Source organism: Otoolea muris, from assembly GCF_943193115.1.
In the GTDB taxonomy this organism is placed as follows: domain Bacteria; phylum Bacillota; class Clostridia; order Lachnospirales; family Lachnospiraceae; genus Otoolea; species Otoolea muris.
Genome location: NZ_CALPCY010000001.1, coordinates 170,277 through 195,448, shown reverse-complemented (window position 1 = coordinate 195,448; position 25,172 = coordinate 170,277). Strand labels below are relative to the sequence as shown.

27 protein-coding genes are annotated in these 25,172 nt (G+C 51.5%); 18 read left to right on the top strand and 9 right to left on the bottom strand.

What is annotated here, in order from left to right; all coding sequences use genetic code 11:
- Window position 1 precedes the first annotated feature (1 nt).
- From NFS31_RS00935 to NFS31_RS00925, 3 genes are all read right to left on the bottom strand, one after another.
- Window positions 2–1,036: a hypothetical protein gene (locus NFS31_RS00935; protein ID WP_251490640.1), complete on the bottom strand. Its 1,035-nt coding sequence runs from the start codon at window positions 1,034–1,036 to the stop codon at window positions 2–4.
- Window positions 1,037–1,152: 116 nt separating this feature from the next.
- Window positions 1,153–2,439: a sensor histidine kinase gene (locus NFS31_RS00930; RefSeq protein ID WP_251490638.1), complete on the bottom strand. Its 1,287-nt coding sequence runs from the start codon at window positions 2,437–2,439 to the stop codon at window positions 1,153–1,155.
- Window positions 2,427–3,101 (bottom strand): response regulator transcription factor, encoded by a 675-nt coding sequence (locus tag NFS31_RS00925; protein ID WP_251490634.1) that lies wholly within the window; start codon window positions 3,099–3,101, stop codon window positions 2,427–2,429. Before NFS31_RS00925 ends, NFS31_RS00930 begins: the two co-directional genes overlap by 13 nt.
- 246 nt (window positions 3,102–3,347) lie before the next feature.
- Here NFS31_RS00925 and NFS31_RS00920 point away from each other — a divergent pair, with 246 nt between their 5' ends.
- From NFS31_RS00920 to NFS31_RS00875, 10 genes are all read left to right on the top strand, one after another.
- Window positions 3,348–3,527, top strand: coding sequence for a helix-turn-helix domain-containing protein (locus tag NFS31_RS00920; RefSeq protein WP_251490631.1), 180 nt, complete (start codon window positions 3,348–3,350; stop codon window positions 3,525–3,527).
- Window positions 3,442–3,744, top strand: coding sequence for a hypothetical protein (locus NFS31_RS00915; protein ID WP_251491009.1), 303 nt, complete (start codon window positions 3,442–3,444; stop codon window positions 3,742–3,744). The genes NFS31_RS00920 and NFS31_RS00915 overlap by 86 nt, the downstream gene beginning before the upstream one ends.
- Window position 3,745: 1 nt before the next feature.
- Window positions 3,746–4,255: a GNAT family N-acetyltransferase gene (locus NFS31_RS00910; protein WP_251490628.1), complete on the top strand. Its 510-nt coding sequence runs from the start codon at window positions 3,746–3,748 to the stop codon at window positions 4,253–4,255.
- A gap of 32 nt (window positions 4,256–4,287) precedes the next feature.
- A complete protein-coding gene (locus tag NFS31_RS00905; protein ID WP_331482404.1) occupies window positions 4,288–4,491 on the top strand; it encodes a hypothetical protein in 204 nt (67 codons plus the stop codon).
- A 21-nt stretch (window positions 4,492–4,512) separates the two neighbouring features.
- Window positions 4,513–4,752, top strand: coding sequence for a PIN domain-containing protein (locus tag NFS31_RS00900; RefSeq protein ID WP_251491006.1), 240 nt, complete (start codon window positions 4,513–4,515; stop codon window positions 4,750–4,752).
- Window positions 4,753–4,944: 192 nt separating this feature from the next.
- Complete coding sequence (locus NFS31_RS00895; protein ID WP_251490625.1) at window positions 4,945–5,277, top strand: hypothetical protein; 333 nt, start codon at window positions 4,945–4,947, stop codon at window positions 5,275–5,277.
- 38 nt (window positions 5,278–5,315) lie between these two features.
- The gene (gene speD / locus NFS31_RS00890; RefSeq protein ID WP_251490622.1) at window positions 5,316–5,651 is read left to right on the top strand and encodes an adenosylmethionine decarboxylase; all 336 of its coding nucleotides are present in this window, start codon (window positions 5,316–5,318) and stop codon (window positions 5,649–5,651) included.
- 159 nt (window positions 5,652–5,810) lie between these two features.
- On the top strand, window positions 5,811–6,902 hold the full coding sequence (locus NFS31_RS00885; RefSeq protein WP_251490619.1) for a DUF4178 domain-containing protein: 1,092 nt from the start codon (window positions 5,811–5,813) through the stop codon (window positions 6,900–6,902).
- 27 nt (window positions 6,903–6,929) lie between these two features.
- Entirely contained in the window at window positions 6,930–7,352 is a 423-nt protein-coding gene (locus NFS31_RS00880) for a DUF350 domain-containing protein (RefSeq protein WP_251490616.1), read from the top strand.
- 39 nt (window positions 7,353–7,391) lie between these two features.
- On the top strand, window positions 7,392–8,897 hold the full coding sequence (locus NFS31_RS00875) for a polyamine aminopropyltransferase (protein WP_251490614.1): 1,506 nt from the start codon (window positions 7,392–7,394) through the stop codon (window positions 8,895–8,897).
- Window positions 8,898–9,132: 235 nt separating this feature from the next.
- On the opposite strand, the gene NFS31_RS00870 is transcribed toward NFS31_RS00875, so the two are convergent.
- Both NFS31_RS00870 and NFS31_RS00865 read right to left on the bottom strand, forming a co-directional pair.
- Window positions 9,133–9,447 (bottom strand): hypothetical protein, encoded by a 315-nt coding sequence (locus tag NFS31_RS00870; protein WP_160225677.1) that lies wholly within the window; start codon window positions 9,445–9,447, stop codon window positions 9,133–9,135.
- A gap of 95 nt (window positions 9,448–9,542) precedes the next feature.
- A complete protein-coding gene (locus tag NFS31_RS00865) occupies window positions 9,543–10,025 on the bottom strand; it encodes a hypothetical protein (RefSeq protein ID WP_251490612.1) in 483 nt (160 codons plus the stop codon).
- A gap of 121 nt (window positions 10,026–10,146) precedes the next feature.
- On the opposite strand from NFS31_RS00865, the gene NFS31_RS00860 reads away from it, so the two are divergent.
- A complete protein-coding gene (locus tag NFS31_RS00860; RefSeq protein ID WP_251490610.1) occupies window positions 10,147–10,332 on the top strand; it encodes a hypothetical protein in 186 nt (61 codons plus the stop codon).
- A 59-nt stretch (window positions 10,333–10,391) separates the two neighbouring features.
- Here the strand turns inward: NFS31_RS00860 and NFS31_RS00855 are convergent, their stop codons facing one another.
- Window positions 10,392–11,303: a LysR family transcriptional regulator gene (locus tag NFS31_RS00855; RefSeq protein ID WP_251490608.1), complete on the bottom strand. Its 912-nt coding sequence runs from the start codon at window positions 11,301–11,303 to the stop codon at window positions 10,392–10,394.
- Window positions 11,304–11,502: 199 nt separating this feature from the next.
- Between NFS31_RS00855 and NFS31_RS00850 the strand changes: the two genes are divergently transcribed.
- On the top strand, window positions 11,503–12,864 hold the full coding sequence (locus NFS31_RS00850) for an MATE family efflux transporter (protein WP_251490606.1): 1,362 nt from the start codon (window positions 11,503–11,505) through the stop codon (window positions 12,862–12,864).
- Here NFS31_RS00850 and NFS31_RS00845 read toward each other — a convergent pair.
- Together NFS31_RS00845 and NFS31_RS00840 are read right to left on the bottom strand one after the other, a co-directional pair.
- Window positions 12,841–13,794 carry an SGNH/GDSL hydrolase family protein gene (locus NFS31_RS00845; protein ID WP_251490604.1) on the bottom strand — a complete coding sequence of 318 codons (954 nt, stop codon included), beginning with the start codon at window positions 13,792–13,794 and terminating at the stop codon, window positions 12,841–12,843. The genes NFS31_RS00850 and NFS31_RS00845 overlap by 24 nt on opposite strands.
- A gap of 104 nt (window positions 13,795–13,898) precedes the next feature.
- Entirely contained in the window at window positions 13,899–15,458 is a 1,560-nt protein-coding gene (locus NFS31_RS00840) for a CDP-glycerol glycerophosphotransferase family protein (RefSeq protein ID WP_251490600.1), read from the bottom strand.
- A gap of 735 nt (window positions 15,459–16,193) precedes the next feature.
- Between NFS31_RS00840 and NFS31_RS00835 the strand changes: the two genes are divergently transcribed.
- On the top strand, window positions 16,194–17,813 hold the full coding sequence (locus tag NFS31_RS00835; protein WP_251490597.1) for a response regulator: 1,620 nt from the start codon (window positions 16,194–16,196) through the stop codon (window positions 17,811–17,813).
- A gap of 67 nt (window positions 17,814–17,880) precedes the next feature.
- Here the strand turns inward: NFS31_RS00835 and NFS31_RS27300 are convergent, their stop codons facing one another.
- The gene (locus tag NFS31_RS27300; protein WP_334303034.1) at window positions 17,881–18,192 is read right to left on the bottom strand and encodes a DUF6783 domain-containing protein; all 312 of its coding nucleotides are present in this window, start codon (window positions 18,190–18,192) and stop codon (window positions 17,881–17,883) included.
- On the opposite strand from NFS31_RS27300, the gene NFS31_RS00830 reads away from it, so the two are divergent.
- The 5 genes from NFS31_RS00830 to NFS31_RS00810 all read left to right on the top strand — a co-directional run bounded on the left by NFS31_RS00830 (window position 18,149) and on the right by NFS31_RS00810 (window position 25,169).
- Complete coding sequence (locus NFS31_RS00830; protein WP_251490594.1) at window positions 18,149–19,960, top strand: sensor histidine kinase; 1,812 nt, start codon at window positions 18,149–18,151, stop codon at window positions 19,958–19,960. The genes NFS31_RS27300 and NFS31_RS00830 overlap by 44 nt on opposite strands.
- A gap of 15 nt (window positions 19,961–19,975) precedes the next feature.
- On the top strand, window positions 19,976–20,944 hold the full coding sequence (locus NFS31_RS00825) for a substrate-binding domain-containing protein (protein WP_251490592.1): 969 nt from the start codon (window positions 19,976–19,978) through the stop codon (window positions 20,942–20,944).
- 272 nt (window positions 20,945–21,216) lie between these two features.
- Entirely contained in the window at window positions 21,217–22,245 is a 1,029-nt protein-coding gene (locus NFS31_RS00820) for a galactose ABC transporter substrate-binding protein (RefSeq protein WP_251490589.1), read from the top strand.
- A 197-nt stretch (window positions 22,246–22,442) separates the two neighbouring features.
- Window positions 22,443–23,576: a substrate-binding domain-containing protein gene (locus NFS31_RS00815; protein ID WP_251490586.1), complete on the top strand. Its 1,134-nt coding sequence runs from the start codon at window positions 22,443–22,445 to the stop codon at window positions 23,574–23,576.
- Between the two features lie 84 nt (window positions 23,577–23,660).
- On the top strand, window positions 23,661–25,169 hold the full coding sequence (locus NFS31_RS00810) for a sugar ABC transporter ATP-binding protein (RefSeq protein ID WP_251490583.1): 1,509 nt from the start codon (window positions 23,661–23,663) through the stop codon (window positions 25,167–25,169).
- The last annotated feature ends 3 nt before the right edge of the window (window positions 25,170–25,172 follow it).

Below are 25,172 nucleotides of genomic sequence, written 5' to 3'. Positions count from 1 at the left end.
TTCAGTTCTCCTTATACAATAAAATAGAATTGGTCTTAAACAACGGGCCAGAGGCTCCGTCCTGGGGGACGGCCACACAGTAGAAGGTGTGAGACTGCCCCAGCTTGTCCGGGTCGATCACGGCCTCAAGCTCCATGACGCCCCCCTTGCTCAATGTAATGGAGCGGCAGGTGCTTTCGTCAAGTTTCACCGGCCGGTGATCCAGGAAAAAAGCGATGCTGTAACTTGTTCCGGCTGTGCCGCACATGGTAAATCGCAGGGTAACGGGAGCGGAGACACGCAGGTTGTCATAGGTGATGCCGCCGTCACAGGAGAACGTATAATAGATTCCTCTGTCCAGCGTGTCCATGCTCACACCGTCCCAGCCGTATTTGGGAAGCTCGTTTTCCACATAATGCGCTGTGACCTTTTCCTCCCGCACATCGCTTTTTGAAAAGATTTCCCGGACAGGCGGAAGCTCTGAATGGGCGGCGGGCGCGTCCGCGTTAAACTGCAGTTCAACACAGGAATCCAGCGTCTTATGATACCAGCCATAGCTGGAGGTGGATTCCATATCCGGCTGGAAGTCCGGGTTCGTGATGCTCACCACGGTCAGGGTCAGCGTATCGCCGGTGCTGCCGGTCACAGGCTCAAAGAGGAAGGAAACGCTCTGATCCTCCTTTGCGGGGAAGCTATGGCAATACTCATACTCCGCTGTGGTATCGTTCACCTTGTAGGGCTGGGGCTGGCCGTCCAGGAACAGGAGAAATCCAACGGTATCCATCTTGCCAGTGAGGGAAAACCGATACTCCAGCCGAAACTCGCCGCCGTCATAGGAGAATGGCAGACGCTCCCCGCTCTCGGAGAAATCAGCCGAAGCAGCTTCGTGGGTGAGCATTGCCAGAAATCCGGAATCCTCCTCCGCCGCCTCAAACGGGTTTGCGGCAACAGCCTGTGACGGCGGGGGCGTACTGTCTGGAATGGCATAATTCCCGCAGGCGGCGAGGGATAAAAGTGCGCCGCACATCAGGGGAATGGCAATCGATCGTTTTCGCATACATGACCTCCTTTGCTTTGATGGGGCGAGTATAACGGGCAAAGGTCAAAATTCGGTCAAGAAAAGCGAAATGCCGCCCAAGTTTTTTGGGCGGCATCCGGGAGGGATTATTTTTATCATGCGGATCGCTTGACCGCGATAGAGGCTTTCACACAGGCCCCGTGGGGCAGTCGGTTTAACAGATCTATGGTCCCTCCATGCTTCTGGCAAAGCACCCGGCTCACCGCAAGTCCCAGCCCCAAGTGCTGGCCGGAGGTATCCTCGGAGTAAAACAGGACGGTTTTCTTTTGCAGCAGATTGTCCGAAAAGCCCGGCCCGTCATCGGTCACTGTGGCCGACAGGATTCCATGCTCCAGACAAAAAGTAAGTCCAATTTCTCGCTCCGCGAAACGGAGGGCATTGGAAATCAGATTTTCCAGAACGCGGTACAACAGCTCCCCGTCAAAGACGCCCCTCCCCTTCGGCACATGGAACTCGTAGGAAAAACGCACCCCGGTATTCTGAAACAGGATAGATAGAGAATCCGCCATGTGCTGTAAAAAATCAGGAAGCTCCGCCTCTCTGCGGTGAACTTCTGTTTCTTCGATAGCGCCCAGGTCGCGCATGGTATCGGTATAGCGGCCCATGCGCTCTGCGGTAATGCCGAGATTGGAGAGCGCTTTTTCCAGTTTTTCCTCCGTCAAGGTTCCGCCCCGGCTGTTCTCCTGCAAATATTCCACATAGCCGGTCATAATGGCGATGGGGTTACGCAGATCGTGGGCCACGGATGCCTGCAATGCGCGGCGTTCCTCCAGCATATTCCACATCTGACGGTTATTCTCATATAGGGTCTGCCGCATTTTCTCAAAGGCGGTACAGAGCTGGCCCAATTCATCCTGCCCATCAGAGATGATCTGGAAGTTCAAATCCCGGTTTTGAATATGGGCGGTGGCGTCCATCAGGACAGTGATCGGCGGCTCCAGTACCTTGTGATAAAACCACCATGCGCACAAAGTAATTCCAATGACAGCAAACAGAAACGGCAGCAGCACCATACAGATTTGTGAAGCGCGGTAGGCTGTTCTCACTTTAGGGGAAAACATGGAGTAGCTGGATTCAATGCGCTCTATCATGTAGCTCGTCTGTCCCTGACTCTCGTTGTGTTCCTGACCGTCCGCTACCAGTTGGCCGAATGGCTCTGGCGTGCCATCAAGGACATACCTCACCTTTGCCTCTGTGACAGTTCCATCCGGGGCGGTTGTCTGCTGCGTCAGCCAGACCTCATTGGAATCGGGGAGAATATGTTTTTGGAAACGATAACAGCCGAAAATCGCAAGGCCGCTACACAGGAACACAATCAGCATTGTCATCGCCACAGCTTCCATGAAGGAGCGTTTCAGTGATTGCCTTTTTACTTTTTCCATCGGTAGCCCATCCCCCAAACTGTTTCGATGTATTCACTTCCGCTGGCCTTCATGAGTTTCGCGCGGATTTTGCGGATATGCTCTTTAATCACGTTGCTGCCGCCCTCCGCGTCATAGCCCCATACCGCCTCATAGATACGTTCTTTGTCAAAGACCTGACTGGGGTTAGAGGACAGAAATTCGATGATGTCAAATTCTCTCTTGGAAAATGAAAGCTCCTGCTCATTCCAAAATACTTTTCTATCAGAGAAGTTGATAATCAGCCCCAGGGAGGTCACGACCTCTGGCGGGCGGTTATTCCGCTCGTCCCGGCGCAGATGAGCCTCAATGCGGGCAATCAATTCCTGCAAGCTGAAAGGCTTGGTGATATAGTCGTCCCCTCCGGCCCGCAGGCCGTTGACCTTATCCTGCTCTGTGATCCGCGCCGTCAGGAACAGGATGGGGCAGACGATATGATTCCGAATGACTTTGCACAGTTCCAGCCCATCCATCCCCGGCATATTGATGTCCAGAAGGATAAGGTTTGGCTTTGTATTCAGCTTTGCCAGGGCTTCATCGCTGCTGTTGGCTACGGAAATCGTATAGCCGTGATCCTGCAAATGGGTGGAAAGCAATTCGGTCAGGATAGGTTCATCATCCACGATCAAAATTCTGTATGCCATGCGAACACCTCCAGTCTTTTTCATCATATAGGGAAAAAGTCAAAATTTGGTCAAGTTTTATAGAGCTTCTTATTTTAAAGCAAAATGATTGTCATACACACAACATCAAATACGAAGCATTTTAACAAGACATATTATACTTCCTTTACTCGCATGACACAAGGATACAGATACCGTTCCTTTATCTTGGACATTTCTTGGATTATCGCCGGTATAGGAGCAGGGCATACACTGATAGAGCGCAACATGAGAAAAGAGGATTTAAGGCTTGCCGCTGGCCTGACCACGAATATGGTTGCCAACATGGGCAAAGAAGGGAAACATATCAGCATGGACACACTTGCCCGTATTTGTGAAACGCTGGATTGCGGCATTATGGACGTACCTTGCCGACCTGGACGACAGCGAAAGGATGGGGATTGTTGACCTGAACGCAGACGAGCGAAACAGCCTTCTTACTGTCAGGACAGAGGACGGGAAAGTATTTGAAACCGTATGCCGGAAGGCAGCGGGGAAGGAGGGCGGCTTACTATTACGAAGGATGAGCCAACAACAGAGCATGAAAAATAAATATAGACAAAGGCCGCTTTTGCAGTATAATAGAAACGGCAACAAGTCGGCCAGTGCTGGAGGAACATTTTAAAATGATTGAAACGGAGAGCCTGATTCTTGATAAGGCAGAGTTTTCAGATTGGAAGGAAATGTATTGTAATGTCTGGTCACGGCCGGAAAGTGCAAAATATATGGAATGGAATATTACTACAAGCGAAGAAAACGCCAAAATAAGAATCATGAAAACCATTGCATTTCAGAAAGAGCATGATACCTATCTGGTTTATGAAAAATCAAGCGGTAAGGCGATTGGGTTTGCTGGTGTCGAAAAAATTGAACCTTACATCTATCAGGAAGCAGGGATATGTCTGGGGCCGGATTATGTGGGAAAAGGGTTTGGCAAGCAGATTCTTCAAGGCTTGATACTATACTGCAAAGAAGAATTTAGTGCAGAAGAGTTTATTTATTCAACAAGAGAAGAAAACAGGGCTTCCAATCGGTTAGCAAAGTCATTAGGTTTTACAGTGATTTCTTCAGTACCTAAAACAGACAGCAAAGATGGACACAGTTATAATCTTTTGCAATATAGATTAAAACTTTAACTGCCCATTTAACAGAGCTGAACAGGCAAGGAATGAAAAGTGGAAGGAGGGGCAAAAAGCCATACATTACAGTTGAAAGCGGTACGGAAATGGTGGTTGACCGTTGTGATTTGCCTGACGGTTTTCATGTTGACGATTATGTATTCTTTCAAGGTAGACCAACAAAAGTATTAAATGACCATGATGTAATTGATATTGGCGGCAGGGAAATTGAAGTGATGCATTCCGCCGGTTAAAGGCAGACGGGAAGCTCCATCATGGCAGCGGCACATATCATTATGGCGATTGGGGCGTATGGCTGTAAACGAGATCTATGGAAAAAAAGACAAAGAAAAGTGAATATGGAACCTCTCAAAATGCCGTTGCATGGAAAAATCCCAGGCAACGGCATTCCTTATCTCCGTTTCATCCGGCTCCCCGGCGATGCTTCCCCCTTACGCCCAAATCTTAAGGCCCTTATTTGGTTGCTTTGCAATCAGGCGCCGCTTCTTTTTTGACAGGTGGGAATCTTTCAATATAAACGCTTGACTACTATCTGTCATAAGAGATATACTTAAAACAAGATTCAGAGTGCGCAGGCAAAGGATACACATGCATTTACAAAAATATATGGATGACAAAACGAAGGGAAAGACAAAACGGCGAACGGCAAAGCGGTTCGGATTGCTGTCAAAGGTCAGAGCGTGACAATGGAAGAAAAAAGGATAGAAGGATTGTGGGACTGCGCATATTGCGGCAGGAAAGCGATAAAAGCAAGATTCGGCGCCTGTACATCGTGCGGAAAGCCCCGGGGAATTGAGAATGTTTTTTATCTGCCTGAAGATTTAGAAACGGCAGCTTTAACCCAGGAGGAAAAGGCGGGAACAACCAATGCGCCGGACTGGCTATGCGCATATTGTGGTTCCTATAATCGTTCAGACGTTTCCTGCTGTGTCAATTGCGGCGGAGACAGAGCGGAGTCGAAGGCCGATTACGGGATTCTTCACAGGCTGACCGGAAAATTATTTGGAAGAAAGGACTGATTGGAAGTCCGTGAAAGAAAATGGTTGGGTAAGAGAAAATGGCAATACAGATTATTGCAGATTTATATGATTGTTCTATGCTTATTGACGATACCAAAGCAGTGACGGAGGCGGCGCATAAAGCCATTGAATACGTGGGCGCAAAGATTGTGGAGGAATGCATTCACAAATTTGAACCAATTGGCATTACATATTTTGCTGTTATTTCCACTTCCCACTTTTCCATACATACCTGGCCGGAATATCAATATGCGGCGGTCGATATTTTTTCATGCATGGATGATGTGGCGGATGGGATCGCGCAGATGCTTAAGGATTTATTTGGTTCGGGACGTGTTCGGATTCAGGCCATACAGCGTGATATCAGGGGTTAGGAACTGTCACGAAATAACTTGTGCAAGTTGCTTGTCTTTTTCTCCGAGGGCGCCAATTAAAAATCAGTTACATAGCCCACTGTGCGCCTGATTTTTGATTGGCGCTGCGCGCTTTGCACAAGTTATTTTGTGACAGTTCCTTAAAGAAGGAGGCGGAATATGTTTTATCGGGTAGGTACACTGCTCAATATAAAGGGCCGGCCGGGAAAGGTGATTGGCTATATCCAATATGAAAATCCTCAGGATTCCAATAAAGCATGGACGGAATACCGCATAAAAACATCAGATGGGGAAGTTTGGCTTTCCTGTGATGAAATATATGATGAATATTCTGTTTCATGGCCTGCCAACAATGTCCGCGGAAGGATTGGACCGGAATGGCATAAGGTCGATGAGGGAAAGCAGGTGGTCCGCTGTGCCGAAGGGGATGTGGATGTAGATCCGGGCGAGAGCGCTGATTTTGTGGAATATGAAGATGTATCGGAGGAGCACACGCTTTCGGTTGAGGTTTGGGAAGACGGAAGTGAATTTTCCAGGGGGGAATATATTGAAAAAAGCGATATTGTCGAGACGGGATATGAAGAGCATTCCGCCGGAAATGGAATATCTGCCAATCAGGGCGTGCTGGTTATGGCGGGCATTCTCTGTATTTGTTGTTTTTTGACGCTTATTGGAAACCACGTTTTTTCGTACCTGGGGGTCAACAAAAACATTAGCAGATATTTAGAGGGTTCCGAAAAATATGTATATGAAACTTCCCTGTCCGGCAATGAGAAGCAGAAAGCAGCGGTATATGCGTATCATACGCCGGCGACAACCGATGATGTTGCCAGGGATATCATTCAGGGCATTTCGGGATATACCGAATCAGTGACCCAAAAGGATGATAAAAATAATCGGGAGATTGCCATTTTGACCGATAAGGAATATTGCCTTGTATATCATCCGGAGAATGAGGAGCAGAAAGTATATGTCCAGGTGTCAGGCAGAAAGTATAATTACACATCGGATAATGCCCCTTACCGAATCTCACGCGCCGGCGCTTCATGGTACCGCAGTCACTATTACAGCTCGGGCTACTCATCGGATTCGTCTGCCTATAAAGGTACGCCTTCGGCCTATTCGATGTATAACGGGACGACAATACATAATATAGGTAACGGTTATTTTGACAGCTATTCCAGTTCAATCCGGCAGTCAAGCATCAACAGCCGGCAGTCATCGAACGGAGGATTGAGCAGCGGCAAATAAATTCAGTTTAAGAAAAGGAGAAAAATTATGGTGACGGTTGTATTGGAGACAGTGGTTTATTTCTTTATCGGGCTGATTATGATGATGCTGGGGTATTGGCTGATTGATCTGGTGATTCCGGTGGATTTTCCAAACGAGATCAACGAGGGGAATAAAGCTGTGGGCTGGGTGAGCGCGGGAATCTATGCGGGTCTTGGTTTTGTGATCCGTTCTGCTATCATATCTGACGGAGCCGGCGAGGCGGCGGAGCTTCTGAATGGAGCGCTTGATACCGTAAGTTATGCGGTAATCGGCATCGTCTCATTCATACTGGCATATTTTCTCGTGGATATCGTCAACAGAAAGTTTCATTTTGGCGCCGCGCTGAAGGAAAAGAATGAAGCGGCCGGAATCATGATATTTGGCATTTTCCTGGGAATCGCATTTATTGTCAGCGGTGTGATTCAATAAAACGGGGCTTTGTCCGGGTGAAGGGAAAGGAATATCATTATGAGCAGGAAGTACAGGCTTCTAATGCTGACTACCCTGATTATATCAGGGTGTTCCATGTGTTATGAGCTTATTATCGGCGCGGTCAGCTCGTATCTTTTGGGGAACAGCACCATGCAGTATTCTATCACGATCGGGCTTTATATGGCGGCGCTGGGGCTCGGTTCCTATATCTCCAAATTTTTCAAAAAAAATCTGTTTAATGTTTTTGTGGCAATTGAGCTTGGAATTGGTATAGCGGGGGGCATGAGTTCCCTGCTGCTTTTCCTGTCCAATATCTATATTTCAAATTATGCGGTTGTTATGTATTCGGAAACCATACTGATCGGTATTCTGGCGGGAGCTGAAATACCGATTATGACAAGAATCATTGAGGAGGATGAGAAGAACCTGTCCGTTACTCTGTCCTCCATATTCAGTTTTGATTATATAGGGGGGCTTGTGGGAGCTGTTGCATTTCCGCTTTTACTGCTGCCAAAGCTGGGATTTTTTTCCACTTCTTTTCTATGCGGGCTGTTAAATATCATTGCAGCCATCCTGATTTTGTACCGCTTTGGAGAGCTTGTGGCGCATATCCGGATTTACCGCGCAATTTCTGTCGGGATTGCGGCAGGGATGATTGTTGGGATTGTATTTGCGGATAATATTTCTGAACGTGTGGAGGGAGGCTTATACAGGGATAAGATTATTTATATGGAACAGACGGAATATCAGAAAATTGTGCTCACAAAGCACCGGGATGACGTGAGGCTTTACATCGATGGAAATTGTCAGTTTTCCACGGCAGACGAGTACCGGTATCATGAAGCTCTGGTGCATATTCCCATGAGTGAACTGGAGAGCCGGAGCCGGGTGCTGATTCTTGGAGGCGGGGACGGAATGGCGGCCCGTGAAGTCCTTAAGTATGATGAGGTGGAAAAAATTGATTTGGTGGATCTGGATGCTGAGATGATACGAATCTGCTCCACCAATCAAAATATCCTGTCTGTCAATCAAAACAGTCTTAATTCTGACAAACTGGTTATCTACAATATGGATGCGTATGAATATTTGAAGGATTCCCAGGAACAGTATGACCTCATTATTGTGGATTTGCCGGACCCGAACAGTGAATCACTGAGCAAATTGTATTCCAATATTTTTTACCGCATGTGTAAAAACCGCCTGAATGAGACCGGCGTGATCGTGGTTCAGTCCACAAGCCCTTATTATGCTGCCAAAGCATTCTGGTGCATCCATGAAACCATTAAGAGCGAGGAGCTATATGTAAAAGCCTATCACCTGCAGGTTCCCGCATTTGGGGACTGGGGGTTTAATATGGCAAGCCGGAGGGAACTGACGGAGGATGTGGACTTTGATGTGGACACGAGGTATTTGAGCAGGGAAAATGCTTCGGCGCTTTTTCGGTTCGGAAAGGATGAGATTGCTGATGATGTGGAGATTAACCGTCTGACGAAACCGGTCTTAATGGAATACTATAATCGTGCGGTGGATTTTTGGAACTGACGATTCATACCTTTAATCGAATGTACGGTCAGGGCATAGGGTTTCTTGTTCATTTTGGTATCCTCCGAATATGGAATATATAGCTGTCATGTATTGTACTTTGTCTGGCGCCGGATATACCTGTTTTTTAAGGGAAATCAGAACTTGCCCATATATACTAAGTAAGCGGTGAGCCGGAACATCCCAAAAGGATATTCCGGCTCTCCTTGGTTGTATGCAGGTGATGACCTTTGTTTTAGAGCGTGTTTGAAAAATGCTTTCTGCTCCCGGGCTGCGCTTTGTTTCCAAGCTTCTTTGACAGGGTGCGCAGCGTCTCCACCTGTTTTTTCTGCGCGGGGTTCATGTTGGCGGTCAGGATGGAGACAAGCAGATCGGTTTCCTGATCGTTAAAGTTCATGCCGCCCGGCGCGGCCGCGAGGCCCATGAAGAGCGGCAGCAGCTTGTCTTTGGGCGTTTTACCCGCCTTTTCGGCAAAGTCTGTGAGATATTTAAGCTTTTTGGGATCCATTCCCTTTAACCGCGGATCCTGTCTCCAGTCTGTTTCTTTCATTGTTTTCCATATCCTTTCTGTTGACACAGCATACGGCGTCTGCGATTGGCCTGCTTTGCAGCGTCCGGATGCCCTGGGCGCCTGCTTTCCTCCGGTTATGAGAACTGCTGGAAGGTCTGCACAAGCATCTGGGCCGTTTCAAGCCGGGACTGCTGTTCCGGCGGCAATATGTTCATGAGCTGCTCCATGGGGAAGCGGCGGTGTTCGGTACGGTGGGGCTCTTCCTCCTCCGGCGCGGTTTCGCGGTAGGACTGGTACAGGCGGGATCCCTGCATAAAATTGATTACAAGGTCAATAAAATCCTGCTCTTCTTCGGTGCCGTAGGGCTTCATGGCGTTCAGCATATCGATCGGCGTCGCCGGCTCATCCTCCTTCAGGGAACAGATTCCGACCTCCCCGGTTTCCTTTTCATCAAAGAGACGCATCGTGCGTTCCAGCTCATTGATTTTCACCATCAAAGAAAAAAATCGCTGTTCCGGTATATGGATGTAGGGAAGGGCGGCTTTGATCATCTGAAGATGAGGAGCCGCCGTCAGATAATCAAGCTCCGTCATTTTCATGCCAGGCTCCTGGTTCATGTAACATACCTCCTGGATTCTTTGCCTCAATATATGCGAAAAAAGAGGAGATCATACCGGCTTTGGCAGGCCCTTTTGCATATATTAGAGTACAGATGAAAAACAGGAGGATTGAAAGCGCATGTGTACGCGTTTGATTATAGAGGGAAACAGTGTGTATGAAATTGACGAGGAATGTCTTGCCTGCAGCCGTGAGCCGGAGGCGGGAGCGCACAGGGGAGAGATGCCCTGCCTGCTTAAGACATATGATTCCGAAGACAGGAAGGCGGCAGAGCGGGAGGAAGAAAAAAGGGACGATATGCCGTAAAAAGCCCGGGATGCGCGCTGCCGGGCGATATTTCTTCCGGCAGCGCGCCGGCTGTTCCTTCAGGCATCCGGCGGCCCGCAACGCTCGCTGCATTTTAAATAGCGGTAAAATGTGTCAGCAGCCCGGGATTTCCCATGCCTGTTCTCGGACAGGAGCTTTATGGAGCGCAGAGGCGTCTTGCAGTCAAGCGGGATTTGTATCAGGATTTTTTTAGAGATCAGCGGCCGCGCCAGCCGTTCGGGGACAAAGCCAATCCCGAAATTGTGCCGGATCAGAGGCAGCAGAAGGTCAGAGGTCGCCGCCTCCATGTCAAGTTCCAGCTCGGCGCCGTGCGCCGCAAAGAAATCCCTGTACAAATCGTACGTCACGGTCCCCCGCCCGAGGCCGACCCAGGGGAATGTGAGCAGTTCCTTCAGTGAGTTGCGCCGGCTGCACAAATGACGGTACTGCGTTCCGCCCACAAGAATGTCGAAAAAGTCATGCATATTTTCGCACCGGCAGGCTTTGGGCGCTTCAAAAGGGGAGGTAACGGCCGCGAAATCGAGTTCGCCTGAGGCAAATCTTTTGAGAATCTCAGGCGTGCTGTGATTGTGTACCCGGATGCGGATATCCGGATAGATCATGCGGAAACCCTGCATGGCGGAGAAAAAGAGCAGGTGCAGCGCTGTTTCCGTTGCCCCGATGTCAATCGTTCCGCTCGCTTCCGGATCAGACGCGCCAAGCTCCTCCTGCGCCTTAAAAAGATGCGCGCAGGCCGCCTCAGCATGGACATACAGGCGCTCCCCGTCCCCGGTCAGGCGGATCCCCCGCGGCTCGCGGATAAAAAGACGCCTTCCCAACTGTGACTCAAGCTGCCGGATTACCCTTGTCACATTCGGCTGACTGCTTCCGAGCGCGGCGGCGGCTTTTGTTATATTTCCATATTTCGCGGCAAAATAAAAGATCTTGTAGTATTCAAAATTAATATCCATAGCAATTTTATATTTTTATTATATATTATATATATTTTTCCTATTGTTTCTCTGGTAGTATAATACAGTTTAAAAGAAATGTAAATATGAAAAGGGAACAGAATGGACATGGGAAAAGCGGATGCCCGGCGCTGTTTGTGTAATTGCGCAGCCGGCGCGCGGACCTATCTGAACGGTTACAGGAAAGGACAGGAAACATATGAATCAGGATTTAACGAAGGGATCTCCAGGGAAAGTTTTATGGGCGTTTTGCCTGCCCATGTTCGGCAGCATCGTATTTCAGCAGCTCTATAACATTGCCGACTCGCTGGTGGCCGGCAAATGGATCGGCGAAAACGCCCTGGCGGCAGTGGGCAACAGCTATAACATCACGCTGATTTTTATTGCGTTTGCGTTTGGCTGCAATATCGGCTGTTCAGTGATCGTATCAGAGCGGTTCGGCGCAAAGGATTACCGCTCCATGAAGACATCGGTGTATACCACCCTGGCGGCGAGCGCCGCGCTGTGTACGATCCTGATGGCCGCGGGCCTTTTCTCGTGCGGCGGGCTGCTCCGGCTGATGAAGACGCAGGAGGAAATCATGGCGGATTCGCTTCTGTATCTGCGGATTTACATATGGGGGCTTCCGTTTCTGTTCTACTATAATATCGCGACCGGTATTTTTTCCGCCCTGGGAGACTCAGGGACGCCGTTTCGGTTCCTTGCCGTATCGTCCGCCGCGAATGTGGCGGTTGATATCTTGTTTGTGAAGGCGTTTTCCATGGGCGTTGCCGGCGTGGCATGGGCGACCTTTCTCTGCCAGGGGGTTAGCTGCGCGCTTTCCCTTGCCCTGGTGATAAAACGCCTGTCAGAGATAGAAACCGACGGTCCGGTCCCGGTCTTTTCGTGGGATATACTCAGGAGAATCGCAGTGATCGCGGTCCCGAGCATTTTACAGCAGTCCTTTATATCTGTTGGAAATATGATGATCCAGGGCTGCATCAACGGCTTTGGCGTCAGCGTGGCCGCGGGATACTCGGCCGCTGTGAAACTCAATAACCTGGTGATCACTTCTTTTACCACCATTGGAAACGGCATTTCCAATTTTACGGCGCAGAATCTCGGCGCGGGGAAATATGGGCGGATCCGGGAAGGAGCCCGAGCGGGCGTGAAGCTTGTGTGGTTTTTGTGTATCCCGTTCTGCCTTCTCTATATTGTCTGCGGGAAACAGGTATTGCTTTTGTTTCTGGATCGCAGCTCGGCAGAGGCCATGGCGGCGGGGAGACAGTTTCTGTGGATCCTCTCGCCGTTTTATCCTGTGATCGCGGCCAAGCTGATGACGGACGGCGTCCTGCGGGGGGTGAGCGCGATGAGGAGGTTTATGGCCGCGACTTTTACGGATCTGATCCTGCGCGTGGTTCTGGCGTATGTATGCTCCGGCCTGACCCATTCGCCGGCCGGGATCTGGTGCGCATGGCCTGTGGGGTGGTCCGTGGCGGCCGTCCTTTCCATCTGGTTTTACCGCGGGGAGTGCGGGAGGCTGATGGCGGGAAATGCGTCACGCGCCAAAGAGATCCGCTAACAGGGCGCTTACCCTGCGCGCGCCCGCTTCACTCATATGATCCGTGTCCATGAAATCCGACGGCCCGAAGGAGGGATACTGGTTGAAGTCGATATAGTGGATCGGCTCCGGCACGCAGTTTAAAAGCTCCAGGACAGCTTCCTTCATTTCTCTTAACACAAAGCGGTTGTACTCGTCCGTGAATGGCGTGATGACGACGATGGGCTCTATATGGCGGCTGCAGAGAAAACGGATAAATTCCCGGAGGATGGTTTTATTCTCCTCAAAGCTTTCCTTATGTGCAAAGGAGCGGTTGTGGCTTTCGGCCCGCGCGCGGCCAAGGGACTGCCGCTTTTCATCCGCAAGCCGGGCCCAGGTCAGGCCGTCTAAGTCAAACAGGGGAGTCCGGGGCCGCGCATCCGAGTAATAGGAGCCGCATTCCAGAAGCATCTGCCCAGCCGCCTGTTCACAGATGCGCCGGAGGCTGTCGGACAAGCGGGGGAGGGCAGACGATTGTTCATCAAGGAAGGACCATGGGTCGCCTGCAGCCGGCTCTTCCCAGTTGTGCGCGTCATGGAAGAGAGGGTAGTATACATTTGCGATCACGCGCTCCCGCATGCTGGTGCTTTTGGAAAGATCCTGAAAGGCGATATAGTAGCCCATGACGATGAAACACCGCTTAAATACAGAGTCTTTTGCGGAGCGTATTGCCTGGCGGGCGCACAGAAAATCGTAGTAGAGATCCTGGGAATGCATGGAGCAGTTGACGGCATGGCGCCATGCGCTCTCCTGAACAGCGTTCAGGGCATGGGAGGAGCCGGTTATCAGGGTGGAGCCAGGGGGCGCGCTCTGGCATTTCTCCAGCCTGCTTTTCAGCCAGAGGTAATCGTAATTGCGGCTTACGTATTGGCCGATGAGATAGGTGAGCACGCGTTGTGTTTTAAGCGACATATCGGATACCTCCTGATGGTGTGTAAAATACGTTTTCTATGCTGCTTTTTCTGTATTATGTCTGTGCCGGGACAGGAAAGCTGCGGCAGTCCGGCGGCAGTGTTTTACAAAAGCTCGTCTTCCTCATGCATTTCCTTCCATAAGGCGAGGCTGACCCGCTCGCCGCACCGGCCGTCCGCCAGGGGAAGATCCCGCTGGAGTATGATAGCCCTGAGTTCCCTTTTTGGATCGCTGCCATGGCGTATTTGCTCCAAAAATCGTATGATGCCCTGAAAATTATCTGTGTATTCCATCCATTCGGTACTGATAAACTCTTCCCCGGCAGGGACTAATACCGGGACATCAATCCATAACAGCGGTTTATCCATAGGAAGGTATTGCGGCATCATGGAACTGAGATCAGAGAACTGGGCGTCTGAATATACAAATGAAGCCAGAAATGAGGATTCCTGGTCCAATATGGCATTGGGGGCTTCAGTTACGCACTGGATACAATGCTGTAAAAATGAGTAGTGCTCAGGAGAGTGTACCTTTGTCACGGTTTCCGTCATCGGGTGGGGACGCCAGATGAGCGCGCAGTCTTCATGTTCTTGGAACCATTTGAATATATCATTAAAAAATCTCACGGAAGATACACTGATATCATACCAGGTGTTCCAGAGAAAAACCTTTTTATCTTTTATTTTTTCCCATCCGCCTGGTAAAGCGGCGCCGTTTTTTGCCGCCTTTATGATAGGATCCATTTTGGGTATCCCGGTCACCAGCATATTCTGGCCATGGCAGCGGGAGTACCTGCGATAATATTCGTAATGCTTTTGGCTGGAGCCGAGCACCCGCCATGACACGTCATAAACATTAAGCTGGCATAACTCTTTGGGAGACTGCTCCAGGACGATATCAGTTAAAAAATAAGGTATATATACTAACCGTGTATGCGCCGCGATATGCTCCGGCCAGAACTGCGGGAGCGTACAGCTTTCATAGGGCTGGCAGATAAGCGCCAGATCCGGGCAGTCCTTTTCCAGGCTGTACTGGCTGTATCCCAGAAACGGGATGCCTAAGCGGGTAAGATAATCGCTGTAAATGACCTCCTGGCGCTGTTCGCCGTTTACAGTGGCCATGCGGAAAACGGGCGTAAGGACCACAACCGGGTCAAAGCGGGGATCATCTCTCATAAATTCATAAACGCTTTCCAGAGAATCCCATTTTTCTCCAAGCTCCGCAAAGAAGGCCACGCGGACCCGGTAGTCGATCTCGCCGGGAAGGCGGCGGATCCATTCCGGCAATTCTTCCTGCAGGGCGGCGTATGTCCGGCCGGTTTCCCACTGACGCCGGATGTTCTGCAGCCTCTCCATAAGGCTGGCGGAGCGCAGATCCCCGCGGTGTTCGGTAAGTATGCGTTCGATCCGCTCCAGCATGATTCGGCCGTTTTCATAGAGCTCCTCCTTCAGCGCGGCATTCTCCGCTGCCTGAAGGTATCCCGCCGCGTCCAGCAGGGTCTTCCCCATATTTGTGATGTAAACGAGCATGGAATATCTCATAATGAAACCCTTTCTGCTGTTGTCATTTGTGTGCACAGCCGTAGTGCTCCATCCGGACAGTATTGAACTGCCAGCGCCGAATATTTTGCCATCTGCCGCGTTGTCGTCAGTCAACGATGCCACCGCATCGCCTCCTTGCTCCGCCTTGCAGGCTGACAAAATATTCGGCGCTGGCAGTTCAATACTGTCCGGATGGAGCAGTAGTATGAAATGTTCTTGTTTTCTCTTTCATATTCCCGGAGTCTTCCCCACGCCTGATTATGTGAGAATCCGGGAACCCCTTTTAAACATCGGCTGGATTGGCGGGAAATTAAGGGGAAGTAAGCGGCAACACTCCGATTATTCACGGCCTGGCTAAAAAGCAGCCGTTCCGTGGACTGTAACGGTTGATACGCTACTATTCACGGGTAGTATTCCGCGACGTGCTTCTATAATTAATTCTCAGATAAGATATACAGAGGATTCCGGCTGCCAGAATCCGATGCCCGTTATCTCTGTGTACATCTTGAGACAGCGTTTTTATGTAATGCTCCCCCTAATGCCTTTTACTTTCTGAAAAAAAAACTGCTTAATCCATAACTGCAACACCATACAGCATATTTTGGGAAGATATTGATTCTTTCGGCAGGTTATAGTTGAATAGGTTCCGTGAATAACATTACAAGAGAGTGGACGCAGACGAAAGGGGGAAAAGGGATTGCTACCGGGCGACAGGAATACATAGTCAGGGAATTTATGCTTCACGGCATGCGGGTTTTGTGGAGTACAAAAGTCCAGGGGGTTTGAAAGATTCAGGAAATATGGTAAAATACCCTTAAATACCCAAACGACGCATTTGCACAAAAGAGGTGACACACATTGAATCTGTATAAAATCATGCTGGTTGACGATGAGGAGGAGGTGCGCAAGAGTATTATCCGCAAGATCGACTGGAGCGCGGCCGGGTTTGAAGTGATTGGAGACGCGGAAAACGGCAAGGAGGCCCTTGAAAAGATCGATCAGATTGAACCGGATGTGGTTTTAACCGACATCCGTATGCCGTACATGGACGGGCTTTCCATGGCGGAAGCGATCCGGCAGAGGCATCCGTCCATTAAGATCGTGATATTTTCCGGCTTCGACGAATTTGAGTACGCGAAAAAGGCGATCAAGCTGAATGTGATTGAATATATTTTAAAGCCGGTGAATGTGGAGGAGCTGACCGCAATCCTCAAACGAATCAAAAACAATCTGGATGAGGAGATTGAGCAGAAGCGCAACGTGAGCCTCCTGCGCGAGAGCTACGTCAAAAATCTGCCGATCATCCGGGAGCATTTCCTGAATGATCTGATCCATGGCGGGATGGATCCAAAAGAGATTCCGGAGAAGCTTAAGGAGTATCACATTGACATCGGCGGGGCGGCTGAGTGGGTGGCGGCCGCGATCCATCTGGAGCCGGATGAAAAGGTGGACCGGGCCGTTTCGCTGCACAAGGAGAGGGAGCTGATTCCCATATCCGTCCAGAACCTGATCCGGGGAAAGCTTGAGGGGCGCTACCGCTTTACCATGTTCCACTCCTCGTTTGAGAGCGTGCTGATCGCCGCGATCGACGAGAATAATACGCAGACCGGCCTGGTGGCGCTTCTGGAAGATATCTGCAAGGAGACGAGGAAGATCCTGGAGGTGACGGTGACGATCGGCGTGGGCGTGAGCTGCCCGGATCTGGCGGAGGCCGGCCTTTCGTTCCACTCTGCGTTAAACGCGCTCGGCTATCGCGCCGTGGCCGGGTCGGGCGGCGTGATCTGTATCCGCGACATGGAGCCGGTTCATTCGGAAACGCTGCAGTTCGACAGCCGGATGGAGTCCGCCCTGATTGCGGCCGTAAAATTCGGGCCGGGCGAGGCGATCCGCGCGGCCGTGGACGAGACGGTTAAAAAGATGGAGCAGGCCAGGGTGCATTACCGGCAGTATCAGGCGTATATCCTGGCAGTGATCAACGCCCTGACACAGCTCACGCAGCAGTATGACTTACAGATCAGCGACATGTTTGATGCGGAAACCGATTATTTTGAGCTGCTCGGCAAGGTGGAACAGACAGAATATATCCGCCGGCGCCTGGAGGAGATGGCGCTTCGCATCAACCGCATCATGGCGGAGGAGCGGAGCAATACGACCAAACATGTGATCCGGGAGGCCAAGCGCTATATTCAGGACAACTATCCGGATCCGGAGCTCTCGGTGGAGAAGATCTGCCGCCATTTACATATAAGCCCCGCCTATTTTTCGACGGTTTTTAAAAAGGAGACGGGACAGGCATATATCGCGTATCTGACGGATGTGCGGCTTTCACGGGCGGTGGAGCTGCTTTTGACGACGGGGGATAAGACGTACGTGATTGCGGAGAAGGTGGGGTATCCGGAGCAGAATTATTTTAGCTATGTGTTTAAAAAGAAGTTTGGGGTGTCTCCTACGAAGTATAGGGGGCAGGCGCAGGGGTGAGAGCTGTCCGCGGCGGCCTTTTCATGACCTGCCATGCCGTCATTATTAACACTTAAAGCCTTGCGGTTTATATCACGGCAAAGGCCCCGCAGAGTGGAAATATTTTCATAAATACTATGAAAAAAGACACATTCCAAAGACAGATCGCGCCGCTAGAGCGTGTTTGAAAATTGCTTTCTGGTAGCTGTGCGTGCCACTTTGTGGGAGATTTGTGCCAAATGAACGCGGCGCAGCGGGCTGCGTTAAGTGAATTTGGCACAAATATACCGCGAAGTGGGGCGTGCAGATGCCAGGAATGAATTTTCAAACACGCTCTAAAAGGGGGAACATAAAAATTGAAAGAGCGCAAAAGAGAAAACCGCCTTTTCAACACCAGCATCCGCACCGCGATTTTCATCTATTTCACAGTAACCGCCCTGGCAGCCGGCCTTTTGATCACATTTTTCCTCTACAAACGCCTATCCAACCAGGTGCTGGAGGTGGTGCGGGAGGAGAACCAGAGCCTGATCGGACAGGCGGCGCGGTCGGTGGAGTCGTATCTTCGGACCGTGATGAAGCTGTCGGATTCTCTGTATTACGGCGCGGTGAAGAATGCGAATCTGGCTACGCAGTCGATCTATGACGAGCTGATGCTCCTGTATGACAGCAATAAGGACAATGTGGACAATATCGCCCTGTTTTCGGAGGATGGGAGCCTGGTGGAGGCCGCTCCGGCGGCCCGTGTCAAGGCAAATGTGGATGTGACGAAGGAGGACTGGTTTCTGGCGGCGCTGGAAAAGACGGAGAACCAGCATTTTTCACTTCCTCATGTGCAGTATATCTTTGACGGCGGCGAGGATCAGTACCGATGGGTGATCTCGCTTTCGCGGGCGGTGGAACTGACGCGGGGAACCTCCACTTCGCAGGGAGTCCTTCTGGTGGATGTGAGTTACTCGAGCCTGGAACAGCTTTTTGACGGGATCACCATGGGAACAGGGGGATACGTGTATCTGATGAGCGGAGACGGGGAGCTTTTGTACCATCCGAAGATGCAGCTCATTGATTCCGGGCGCGTGAAGGAGAACCACCGAGCGGCTGCGGGGTACCGGGACGGGAACCACCTGGAGGAATTTGAGGGCGCGAGCCGCATTGTGGCTGTGAAATCCATTGGCTATACGGGCTGGAAGGTGGTGGGCGTCACGCCGGAGCATGTGGTTTCCTTAAATACCATCCGCACCCGGCTGTTTATTGTGTTTCTGATCGCGCTGATTCTGTTTGTCCTGGCCCTGATCAACGCCTACATTTCCTCGCGCATCACGGATCCCATCAAGGAGCTGGAGAAATCGGTAGGCGTGCTGGAGGAGGGAAATTTAGACGCGCCGGTTTATATCGGCGGTTCGTATGAGATCCGGCGCCTGGGGAAATCGATCGGGGATATGGCGGCCCAGATCCGCGTTCTGATGCAGGATATTGTGCGGGAACACGAGGCCAAGCGCAAGCAGGAATTCGACACCCTGCAGTCGCAGATCAACCCGCATTTCCTCTATAATACGCTGGATATTATTGTGTGGATGATTGAAAATGAGCAGAAGGCCGAGGCCGCCCAGGCTGTGACGGCGCTGGCGCGTTTTTTCCGCATCAGCTTAAGCCGGGGAAAGAGCATTATCACGCTCGGAGACGAGCTGGAGCATGTGCGCAGCTACTTAATGATTCAGCATATGCGCTTTAAAAACAAGTTTTCCTATGAGATCCGTGCGGAGGAAGGGCTCCTGGGGCTTGGGAGCATCAAGCTGATGCTGCAGCCTCTGGTGGAGAATGCGATCTACCACGGAATGGAATTCATGGACGGGGACGGGGAGATCCTTGTGGCGGCGTGGAAAGACGGGGAAGAGCTGTATGTGCAGGTGAGCGACAACGGGCTGGGCATGACGGAGCGGCAGGTGGAACGGCTTTTTAGCGACGGCCCGCATACGGCCTCCCCCAAGGGATCGGGGATCGGCGTGAAAAATGTAAACGAGCGGATCAAGCTGTATTTCGGCGAGGAATACGGCCTGTCGATTGAGTCTGAGCCGGATGAGGGGACGAAAGTCCTGCTTCACCTGCCGGCGGCGCCTTACGAGGAGGCGGCCCGGAAAGAATGGGGGATGGCGGCGCTGTTTGATGGCTGAGAGAGGGGGGAGCGGATGTTAAAACGGGAGAAGCTTTTGTGGGCGCTGTTTGCGGGGATTCTGGCAGTCCTTTACCTTTTGTCCTCCACGGATCTGATTATAAAGGAAAAGAAGACGGAGATCTATACGGTGTCTGTGATCATCAGCGACACATCCGATGAATGTTACGGGAGCTTCAAAAAGGGCGTGGAACAGGCGGCGGCCGAATATAATGTCGATATCCGTTTCATCACCCTGTATGAAAAGGGGGACAGCGCGCAGCAGATGGAATTTCTGAGGCGGGAGATCGACGACGGGACCGGGGCCGTGATTCTGGAGCCGGCGGATCCGGCGGAGTGCAGGAGGCTTCTCGACTCCTTTACCCCCGGAAGCCCTGTGATTGTGACCGGAAGCCTGATTCACAGCGACCGGGCGGCGGCCTGCGTCAGCGTGGACGCCTCCCTTGCGGGGCGCAGGCTGGGGGAGGCGGTATCCCGGGACGGCGCGCCCGGCCGTTTCGTTGCGGTTTTTACGGAAAATCTGGACTACGGAAGCGTCCGGGAGCTGTATGACGGCTTTTTGTCCGCTCTTGACGGACAAAACGGCGAAATCTGCCTGTATGAGACGTCAAAGGGAGAACACATGGAGGAGGCGGTGAGATCCCTGTCGTCAAAGGGGGAAAGGGCGGCCGTCGTGGCTCTGGATCCTTCCAGCACCCGGGAAGCGGCGAAGCTTTTGGAGGAGGAACCGTTTTACAGAGAATCTGTTGCCGCGCTCTACGGGACAGGCGCTACGCCGGCGCTGTTAAACAGCCTCGATCAGGGCGTGATCCGGGGCCTTCTGACAAGCAATGCATTTGACAACGGATATCTGTGCGTGGAACAGGCGGTGGGCGCGATCCGCAGGCAGAGCATTGAAGCAGTGATCCTATTGGATTCATATTTTATTGAAAAAGACGATTTGCGGGATCGGCAGTACGAAAAAATGCTGTATCCGATGAGTTAGAAACAGCCTTTTTCGCTGCAGCTAGTACAGCGTTGCTTAAATTTCAGTGAATACATTGCTTGATATCGGTGTCATCTGTGCGTCTGCGAAGCGACGGCGTAGTGGCGCCTACGTCTAGCTTCGCAGGCGTGCAGAGGGCGCTGATAGCGAGTGATTTATTCACTGGAATTTAGGCAATGCTGTACTAGCCTGAATGTACTCCCAAAGTCCGCCGCGCCTGCCTATGGGTCTGATTTTCCGGGAGTTCATCTGGCTGAAGGAGAGGAATACGAATGAAGAAACGATACGCTTTTCTGGCCGCGGCGGCCGTCTCATTCACGGCCGCGGCGCTTTTCTGGCAGAGCCGGACGCAGAGCCGGAACGAAGAAAATAAGGAGATCCGGATCGGGATTGCCCTGTACCGGGGGAATGATCCGTTTATTAACAGCCTGCGCTCCCAGATTGAGGACAGGGCCAAGGAGTACGAGCAGGCGACAGGGATCAAGGTCGTGCTGGACGTAGCGGATCCCAAGGGAAACCAGAACACCCAGAACAGCCAGGTAGAGCGCTTTCTCTCACTGGGCTGCGACGCCCTGTGCGTAAACATGGTTGATCGCTCGGCGGCCTCGTATGTGATCAACAAAGCCATGGACGCCGACGTTCCGGTGATATTCTTTAACCGTGAGCCCGTGGAGGAGGATATGAAGCGCTGGGAGCGCCTTTACTATGTCGGTGAAAATGCCAGGGAATCCGCCGTTCTCCAGGGCACAATCCTGGCAGACGCCTGGAAGGCGGATCCGCTTTCCCTTGATCTCAACGGAGACGGAAGGGTGAGCTACGTCCTTTTAGAAGGCGAGAGCAGCCATCAGGACTCCTTAATCCGCACGGAGTGGTCTGTCCAGACCTTAAAAGACGGGGGAATTCCCATCGAACGCCTCACCGGCGGCATTGCCAACTGGGATCGCAGCCAGGCATCGGCCCTCATGGGCCAGTGGCTGGAGGAATTCCCGGGGCAGATCGAGCTCGTCATCTGCAACAACGACGAGATGGCGCTGGGCGCCGCCGACGCGCTCGAACGCGCAGAAGAAGGCCGTCCCATCCGGATCGTAGGCATAGACGGCACGCCGCAGGGCCTGGAGGGCGTCAAAAAAGGGAAGCTTTTCGGAACCGTGCGCTGTGACATCAGAGAGTATGCGGAGATCATTTTTGAAATCGCCGCCGCAGAAGCCCTGGGACAGGATGTCCGCGGGCAGATTGAGCTTACAAGCGGCATTTACTACGAGTGCGGGCAGGAAGCGGTGACAGGGGAGGATTTGCAGTAAAGTGAGAAGACCCGCTCCTGTGAAATTTGACGATTTTTGGAAGAACCTACAAAAAAAATCCCTTCAAGCGCCTGAATCTGAAAAATTTTTATAAAAGTGCGAAAAAAATCATATGGAAATTTACAAAAAATCCAGGTATAATAAACGTGTCGGTAAGTAAAAACCGACAAAATAAACAGACCAAGGGAGGATCTATTATGAAACTGAAAAAAGTGATGGCAGTCAGCCTTGCAGCAGCGATGGCCCTTTCCATGACGGCATGCGGCGGCGGAAGCAGCCAGCCAGCAGAGACGCCCGCGCCGACTGAAGCGGCGGCGAAGGAAGAGACAAAGGCAGAAGAAGCGGCTGACGCGGCTACGGAAGCGGCGGAGTCAGTTGCAGAGGCTGTGGAAGGAAAGGATCCGGCTGAGATAAAGGTTGGTATTTCCATTTACCAGTTTGCTGATAACTTCATGACCCTTTACCGCACAGAGTTAGAGAACTACTTAGTAAATGAGCTTGGCCTTAAGAAGGAGAACATCTCCATCATGGACGGCAAGAACGACCAGGGCGAGCAGATGAACCAGATCCGCAACTTTATCACACAGGGCTGCGATGTTCTGATCGTAAACCTGGTACAGGCTTCCTCTGAGCCGACCGTTACCGAGGAGTGCGCGGCAGCGAACATCCCGGTTGTTTATATCAACCGTGAGCCGGAGACAGAGAGAGAGCAGGCGTGGGTAGACGAGGGGATCAAAGCTACCTACGTGGGCGCGGATGCCAGACAGTCCGGAACCTTCCAGGGCGAGGAGATTGCAGAGCTTGAGAACAAGGGCGACGCAGACGGCGACGGCGTGGTCCGCTACATCATGGTACAGGGCGATCCGGAGAACGTAGACGCTCAGTACAGAACCGAGAAATCCATCGAAGCCTTAACCGCCGCGGGCGTTGAGGTAGAAGAGCTTGTAAAGATGCGCGGCGACTGGGATCAGACCAAAGGCCAGGAGATCACCGCGAACGCATTGTCACAGCACGGAGCAAAGATCGACGTTGTATTCTGTAACAACGACGCCATGGCTCTTGGCGCTCTGCAGGCCATCGAGGCAGCAGGCAGAAAGGTAAATGAGGACATTTATCTGGTAGGCGTGGACGCTCTTGTTGAGGCGGTTGAGAACGTTATGAACAATAAGATGACCGGTACGGTATTCAACGATTACTTTGGACAGGCCCACACGGCGGCTGACGTTGCCCTTGACTTCGTAAACGGCAAGGACGTTGAGAACGTATACATGGTTGACTATGTAAAGGTTACGACTGAGAACGCAGAAGAGATTCTCGAACTGATCAAGTAATCATCCGCAGGGCGGGAAATAGACAAAGAAACGTCGGGTGTGTCCTCAAAAGACACACCCGATTTTATGAAAGGAGAGAATGGGATGGCAGAGTACAGACTGGAAATGCGTGGAGTTTCCAAAAGCTTCCCCGGCGTGAAGGCCCTGGACGGGATCAACTTAAAGGTCCGTCCCGGCACGGTCCATGCGCTGATGGGCGAAAACGGCGCGGGAAAATCCACCCTGATGAAATGCCTTTTCGGCATTTATCACATGGATGAGGGCGAGGTTTACCTGGACGGGGAGAAGGCGGAGATCCACAATCCGGACGAGGCCCTTCACAAGGGCATGGCCATGGTACATCAGGAGCTGCAGCCGATACCTGAGAGAACGGTGGCAGAGAATATGTACGCCGGCCGTTATCCGATGAAAAGCATCGGCCCCTTTAAGATGGTGGACCACAAAAAGATGTTTGAGGAGACGGAGAAATGGCTGAATGATGTAAAGATGCCGTATAATCCGAAGGCAAAGCTGGGAACCATGTCCATTGCGCAGATGCAGTCCGTTGAGATTGCAAAAGCAGTCTCCCTTCAGGCCAGAGTCGTGATACTGGATGAGCCGACCTCCTCCCTCACGGACAATGAGGTGGAAGCGCTGTTCCGCATTATCCGGGACTTAAAATCAAGAGGCGTTTCCCTCATTTACATTTCCCATAAGATGGCTGAGATCCGGGAGATCTGCGATGATATCACCATCATGCGCGACGGCACGTACGTAGGTTCCTGGAACATGGCGGATATCACCGACGATGAGATTGTAAAACAGATGGTGGGCCGTGAGCTGACGAATATCTATCCGCCCAAGAACGACGCCCAGGCGGGCGAGGTGCTTCTTGATGTGCGGGACTATTCAAGCATCCATGCGCGTTCCTTCCAGGACTGTTCCTTTCAGCTTCGCCGCGGCGAGATTCTGGGCTTTGGCGGCCTGGTGGGCGCGCAGAGGACAGAGCTCATGGAAGCCATTTTCGGTATACGCCATATCATAAAGGGCGAAGTGTACATCAAAGGGCAGAAGATGAATATCAGGCGTCCGCAGGATGCGATCCGCGGCGGGATCGGCATGATCACCGAGGATCGGCGCGGAACCGGTATTCTGGGATGCTTATCCATTGCGGATAACGTATCCATTTCCTCGCTGGATCAGTATGTGGAGATGGGAGTAAAGCTGAACAGAGGCAAGATCGAGAAGCTGGTTCAGGAAAATGTGGCGAAGCTCTCCATCAAAACGCCCAGCAGCAAGACGCTGATCCAGTCCCTGTCAGGCGGCAACCAGCAGAAAGTCCTGATTTCCAGATGGCTGGCCAATAATCCGGATATCCTGATTCTGGATGAGCCGACCCGCGGTATCGACGTTGGCGCGAAATACGAGATTTACCAGATCATGATCGATCTGGCCAAGCAGGGCAAGGGCATTATCATGATTTCCTCCGAGATGCCGGAGCTGATCGGAATGTCCAACCGGATACTCGTTATGTGCAACGGCCATATCACAGGCGAAGTGCAGGGCGATGAGGCAACACAGGAGCGTATCATGAGCTACGCGACCCAGTTCTAGGAC